The organism is Xenorhabdus sp. SGI246 (assembly GCF_040838225.1).
Taxonomy (GTDB): Bacteria; Pseudomonadota; Gammaproteobacteria; order Enterobacterales; family Enterobacteriaceae; genus Xenorhabdus; species Xenorhabdus indica.
In genome coordinates, this window is sequence record NZ_JBFPEZ010000161.1 from 1 (window position 1) to 4,809 (window position 4,809).

6 protein-coding genes are annotated in these 4,809 nt (G+C 47.4%); all 6 read left to right on the forward strand.

Annotated elements, in window-relative coordinates; genetic code table 11:
• Positions 1–1,978, forward strand: a 1,978-nt coding sequence (locus tag ABLA85_RS18915) for a DNA topoisomerase III (RefSeq protein WP_367965847.1), incomplete at its 5' end; no start/stop codon positions are given.
• Between the two features lie 152 nt (positions 1,979–2,130).
• Positions 2,131–2,316, forward strand: a complete 186-nt coding sequence (locus ABLA85_RS18920) for a hypothetical protein (protein ID WP_367965848.1) — start codon at positions 2,131–2,133, stop codon at positions 2,314–2,316.
• Entirely contained in the window at positions 2,292–2,756 is a 465-nt protein-coding gene (locus tag ABLA85_RS18925; protein WP_187650411.1) for an STY4534 family ICE replication protein, read from the forward strand. Before ABLA85_RS18920 ends, ABLA85_RS18925 begins: the two co-directional genes overlap by 25 nt.
• A gap of 73 nt (positions 2,757–2,829) precedes the next feature.
• Complete coding sequence (locus ABLA85_RS18930; RefSeq protein WP_367965849.1) at positions 2,830–3,039, forward strand: hypothetical protein; 210 nt, start codon at positions 2,830–2,832, stop codon at positions 3,037–3,039.
• Between the two features lie 16 nt (positions 3,040–3,055).
• A complete protein-coding gene (ssb, locus tag ABLA85_RS18935) occupies positions 3,056–3,571 on the forward strand; it encodes a single-stranded DNA-binding protein (RefSeq protein WP_367965850.1) in 516 nt (171 codons plus the stop codon).
• 258 nt (positions 3,572–3,829) lie between these two features.
• Positions 3,830–4,741, forward strand: a complete 912-nt coding sequence (locus ABLA85_RS18940) for an Abi family protein (RefSeq protein ID WP_209027905.1) — start codon at positions 3,830–3,832, stop codon at positions 4,739–4,741.
• The last annotated feature ends 68 nt before the right edge of the window (positions 4,742–4,809 follow it).

Consider the following 4,809-nt stretch of genomic DNA (forward strand, 5'->3'; position numbering starts at 1 on the left):
TCAGGCCAAAGACATTGCCAAAGTCCTGGGGGTAAGACAGCGCGGGCAGGGATTTCTCTTCAGTGCCCGTATCATTGTCACCTGGGCCATCGGGCATTTACTGGAGATAGCCGCGCCCGAACACTATGGCGAGCAGTTTGCTCCGCCGTGGCGCATGGATGTATTGCCGGTGCTGCCCGCTCAATGGCAATGGTCGGTAAAAAAAGAGACTGCCGGGCAGGTTGCCGTGATCCAGCAATTATTGAAACAGGTGGATGAGGTGATTATTGCCACCGATGCCGACCGTGAGGGGGAAGTCATTGCCCGCGAGTTGCTGGAATATTGCCGTTTCACCGGTACGGTCAGGCGGCTGTGGCTGTCGGCACTGGATGAAACCAGCATCCGGCAGGCATTGGCGGCCATCTTGCCGGGCGAGCAGACGGCAGCACTCTATCAGGCCGGACTGGGGCGGGCACGGGCCGACTGGCTGACGGGCATCAACCTGACCCGACTGTATACCCTGAAAGCACAGGCACTGGGCTTTGGAGATGTGTTGTCCATCGGGCGGGTGCAGACTCCGACACTGGCACTGGTGGTGAACCGGGATAAGGCCATCAATCAGTTTGTGCCAAAACCGTACTGGCAGGTTCTGGCGAAGCTGGAAAAAGACACTGTCCGCTTTCAGGCTAAATGGTTGCCTTCAGAAAATGATTGTGATGATGAGAACCGCTGTATCCGGGAGGCCGTGGCGCAGGGCGTGCAGCAACGTTGTCAGCAGGCAACACACGCCACCGTGATGGAAACCAGCAAAAAACGGGAGAAAACCCCGCCCCCGCTGTGTTTTGATTTAGGCACACTCCAACAGGCTGCTTCCCGTTTGTGGGGTATGGGCGCGAGTCAGGTGCTGGCGATTGCCCAGTCTCTGTATGAAACCCATAAAGCCACGACTTACCCGCGCACGGATTGCGGCTATCTGCCTGTGTCCATGCAGGCAGATATTCCTGCCGTGCTGACAGCACTGGCGCGAACCGACCCGGCTATGGATACCATTATCGAGCAGTTGGATAAACAACGTGTTTCCCGCATCTGGAATGACAAAAAAATTACGGCACACCATGCCATTATTCCCACGCGTCACATCTTTGATATCACCCGATTAACGACCGATGAGCTAAAGGTTTATCAGCTTATCCGTCAGTACTATCTGGCGCAGTTTCTTCCTGCTCAGGAAACCGATGTGACTGAAGTAACACTGGAGATCGGCGGGCAATTATTCCGGGTAAAAGGTCGGGTTAATGTGATGACGGGCTGGAAAGCGCTGTTTGCAGATGGAACGGGAGAGCATGAGAAGGAAGAAGAGCAGGAAGCTGATTTACCGTTACCGACCCTTAATCAGGGTGATCGCTGTCAGATTATTGAGGTAAAAATTCAGTCACTCCACACCAAACCGCCTGCACCGTTTACTGAAGGCACCCTGATTGCCGCGATGAAAAATGCGGCCAGTCTGGTCAGTGATCCGCAACTGAAACAAGTCTTGCGCGAAAGTGCCGGGTTGGGTACGGAAGCGACCCGTGCCGGCATTCTGGACACCTTGTTTAAACGCCAGCTGATTGAGCGGAAAAAGAAAGCGATTCAGTCAACGCCACTGGCGCGTGAACTGATTGCCGGGTTACCGGAGGTATTGACCAGTCCGGGCATGACTGCGTTATGGGAGCAGTTGCTGGAGGATATTGCGCAGGGCAAAACATCGCTGGATGTTTTTATGCAGAAACAGATGCAATGGATTTTGCATTTAGTCGAACGCGGAAAGACCCAACCGTTACACCTGACGTTACCGAAAACTCCGGACTGCCCGAACTGTGGCGGCCGGATGCGGCAGCGGCAGGGAAAAACTTCGCTATTCTGGGGCTGTGTGAACTACCCGGGCTGTAAAGGCATGCTGAATGACAAAGCGGTAACACAATCGCGCAAGGTCAGGCGGGCAAATCAGAAAGTTTGAAGATCTGATTGTTGATTGACGTTCAGACAGGATGCTTTAAGAATCAACCTGTTTCTTAAATGATCGGTGAGCCTGCAACGATCGCCTTTGGGTGGCTGTAAAACTCCTGTAGCCTGAAAGGGAGCGCGTGACTGCGGTACATCTGCTCACCTTTGAAAGCAGATATTGCCGATCCAACGGCAATGAAGGTTCATTATTCTTTATCAGAACGTCAGCAACGTATATGTCTGACGCCCGGCGGGAAAAACCATTCCCGTCAGGGAGTAGGGTTTTCTCCGTCATTCCTTATTGTTACCTCCATGGAGAAAATCGTATGTCTGAGAACACAACTTCGTTAACCAAAAATGACTATTTCAATCTGAATATTAAGGGACTCGGCTATTTGAATAATATCCGCCATGTCAGCACTGCCAATGGTACGTTCCTGAGCTGCGTGATCAATGCGTTAAATGGCCCGAGTGATAATCCGGTCTATGTGCGTTTTGATATTACTGTGGTCGGCAAGGAGGCGACCAGTCTGATTGCCCGTTGCCAGAAATCGGTGGATGAGGACAAAAAAGTGTTGCTGGGTTTCACCTTAAGCAACCCGTCCACCGATATTTTTACCCTGAAACGCGGGGATCATGCCGGTGAACAGCGCGTCAGCCTGAAAGCCCGTTTGATCAAAGTGGACTGGATTAAAATCGGTCAGGACAAGGTCTATCAGGCCGAACAATCCGATTCGACGCCGCCACAAAACGGTGTTGCGCAAACTGAATATGCAGAAAATTCATTCTGATATTTATTCCACTGACTTGCCCTGAATGTTTTCAGGGCAGTCTCTTTTCTAACAAATACAATAGGGTACAGATATGAGTATCACCCCCATTGGAATTCTGGCACTGCAATATTGTCATAAGCAATTACCGTTAATGGTGTTGCAAACCCGTGCAGGCTTTTATATCGGCACGATGGATGAGGGTAAACCCTGCTCCCGTGAATCCGTGGAATATTTTGCTTACCGTGAACTGGCCGAATTTGCCCTGAAACAAGGGTGCTGGACACAGCGTCAGTCACTATAACAAGGAGGAAGTGGATATGTCTTCGCGTGGAATTAACAAGGTTATTTTAGTGGGGTTCCTGGGGCAAAATCCGGAAATCCGCTACTTGCCTACCGGTGGCACTGTAGCAACACTGTCACTGGCTACCTCCGAAAACTGGCGGGATAAACAAACCGGCGAAATTCGGGAAAAAACTGAATGGCACCGGGTGGTGATCTTCGGCAAATTAGCGGAAATTGCTGCGGAATACCTGCAAAAAGGCGCTCAGGTCTATATTGAAGGCCAATTGCAAACACGCAAGTGGCAGGATAATCAGGGACAGGATCGCTATTCAACCGAAGTGGTGGTCAATGTCAATGGCGTGATGCAGATGCTGGGCAGTCGTGGAGATGCAAAGAATACGATGACACAGCAGGCTGGACTTCAACCCGCACAGAAGCAACCGCCTTCTAAACCCACCAGTAAAGAGCGAAAAAAACCGCAAGCGGTACAACAACCTTCTGTTTTACCGGAAGAAAAGAATGCTGACTGGGATTCGGATATTCCGTTTTGAGTGGTATTTTTATCATAAACACAGTGCCTGTTAAATTAAAACAGAGCTGGGTACTGTTTTAACGTGTAACGCGAAAATGTTATCTATCTTAATGATATGAAATGGTTATTGTATATAAATAGCACTTTTTGCTAAAAAAATGTTGACTTAGATACGTATAATTAATCGCAAGTACACCTGCCACGCTGAGTCCCTGAATCAGGGAATGCGCAAATTGGCAGGTTTTTTTTTACCTGAATTTTACTTTCTGTGACATTTATGACGACAACGCAAAAGAAGATTTATCAAAAGCGTCCAGAAGATATTTCTTTTCTTATTAATAAACTTCGGGAACGCGGCTTAATAATAAAAGATCACATGGTTGCGGAGCATGCACTGACATTTATCGGTTATTATAGATTACGCGGTTATTTTTATCCTTTTTATATTCTGGATGAACAGCGTACACCACAACCGATTGAGCCGAAACATTTTGTTGAAGGAACTACGTTAGAAGATGTTCTTCAGCTTTATGAATTCGACCGTAAATTGCGCCTGATTATCCTTGAGCAAATACAAAAAGTGGAAATAGCATTACGAACGTGTTTGTCGGAACATATGTGCGGAAAATATGGTGCTCATTGGTTCATGAACTTATCTGTTCTGAGTAATGACTACCACTATGAAAACTTTTTTGGTCAGATTAATGAGGCCAAAGAAACATTTATTGAACATTATAAGAAGAAATATCACACTCCCAAATACCCGCCTTCCTGGATGATCACAGAAACATTGAGCTTTGGTTCATGGTCAAAAATATATAAGTCGTTATTGCATGTTGATCAGAAAACAATTGCACACAAGTTTAATGTAAAAAGTTATGAAGTCATGGCTTCGTGGTTTCACACATTAAGCCATATTCGCAATCTTTGTGCGCACCACAATCGTATCTGGAATCGATCCTTCCGGGCATTCCCGCCGAAAAAAGGGCGTGAATTAGAACAACATATTATTAATCCAACGACGCTTTACAGTCGGTTAGCTATTTTGAAGTATCTTTCAGCTCAGGTGTCTTATCATAATGGTTTAAAAACACAATTGACGGAACTAATGAAAGAAAAACCTTGCTGTGTAAAATGGGAAACGATGGGATTTATTGATAATTGGGATCACACATCACTCTGGCAGTAAAATACAGATTCTTTGTTGTTTCATTCAGATTGACATGTGTGGCTGGCTTAGGCTGTGTCCCTTAATAT

What these genes read in the sequence shown, in the direction of transcription:
- ssb (WP_367965850.1), top strand. Translation starts at nt 3,056, where the DNA reads ATGTCTTCGCGTGGAATTAACAAGGTTATTTTAGTGGGGTTCCTGGGG.
- ABLA85_RS18940 (WP_209027905.1), top strand. Translation starts at nt 3,830, where the DNA reads ATGACGACAACGCAAAAGAAGATTTATCAAAAGCGTCCAGAAGATATT.
- ABLA85_RS18925 (WP_187650411.1), top strand. Translation starts at nt 2,292, where the DNA reads ATGTCTGAGAACACAACTTCGTTAACCAAAAATGACTATTTCAATCTG.
- ABLA85_RS18930 (WP_367965849.1), top strand. Translation starts at nt 2,830, where the DNA reads ATGAGTATCACCCCCATTGGAATTCTGGCACTGCAATATTGTCATAAG.